Origin of the sequence: Paraburkholderia sp. JHI2823 (genome assembly GCF_038900695.1) — a bacterium.
GTDB lineage: Bacteria > Pseudomonadota > Gammaproteobacteria > Burkholderiales > Burkholderiaceae > Paraburkholderia > Paraburkholderia mimosarum.
In genome coordinates this window covers 1-421 of record NZ_JAYMRY010000309.1, presented here as the reverse complement: position 1 = coordinate 421, position 421 = coordinate 1, and the positions used below count along the sequence as shown (strand labels likewise).

The following is a 421-nucleotide window of genomic DNA, read 5'->3' as shown; positions in this document are numbered from 1 at the left end:
GGGCATCGACTCGTCATGTCAAACCGGCATCAAAGCGTGCGTGTTCGATGTCTTCGGCACCGTGGTCGACTGGCGAAGCGGCGTCGCGCGCGAAGCGCAGCCGTTTCTGAAGCGCTACGCACCGAATCTCGGCGCGTCCGACTTCGCGGACGCATGGCGACGCGAGTATTCGCCCGCGATGGAAGAAGTGCGTAGCGGACGCAGGCCGTATGTGCGCCTCGACGTGTTGCACCGGGAGAACCTCGTCAAAGTGCTGGCGCGGTTCGGCATCGCCAACGTTCCCGAGCCGGACATCGATGAGTTGAACCTCGCCTGGCATCGGCTGGACCCTTGGCCCGATTCCGTCGGCGCATTGCAACGCTTGAAGACGCGTTTCATCATCGCGCCGCTGTCGAACGGCAACATTCGCCTGATGGTGGAC

1 protein-coding gene is annotated in these 421 nt (G+C 63.2%); it reads left to right on the top strand.

Features of this window, described 5'->3' with window-relative positions; translation table 11 throughout:
• Window positions 1–4: 4 nt before the first annotated feature.
• On the top strand, window positions 5–421 hold a 417-nt coding region (locus VSR34_RS38775), incomplete at its 3' end, for an HAD family hydrolase (protein WP_342965285.1).